Origin of the sequence: Aeromonas sp. SrichE-2G (assembly GCF_017939565.1) — a bacterium.
In the GTDB taxonomy this organism is placed as follows: Bacteria; Pseudomonadota; Gammaproteobacteria; order Enterobacterales; family Aeromonadaceae; genus Aeromonas; species Aeromonas taiwanensis.
The window spans coordinates 1-291 of record NZ_JAGKRG010000015.1 but is presented as its reverse complement, the minus strand read 5'-3'; the positions used below and the strand labels follow the sequence as shown (position 1 = coordinate 291).

Below are 291 nucleotides of genomic sequence, written 5' to 3'. Positions count from 1 at the left end.
TGAACCTTTACTACAGCTTGGCACTGAACATTGAACCTACATGTGTAGGATAGGTGGGAGGCTTTGAAGGCGTGACGCCAGTTGCGCTGGAGCCGTCCTTGAAATACCACCCTTGTATGTTTGATGTTCTAACGCAGGGCCCTGAATCGGGCTCGCGGACAGTGCCTGGTGGGTAGTTTGACTGGGGCGGTCTCCTCCCAAAGAGTAACGGAGGAGCACGAAGGTTGGCTAATCCTGGTCGGACATCAGGAGGTTAGTGCAATGGCATAAGCCAGCTTAACTGCGAGACGG

1 rRNA gene is annotated in these 291 nt (G+C 54.0%); it reads left to right on the top strand.

Going from position 1 to position 291, the window contains the following annotated elements:
- Positions 1-291 (top strand): 23S ribosomal RNA (locus tag J9885_RS13895); the annotation flags it as partial.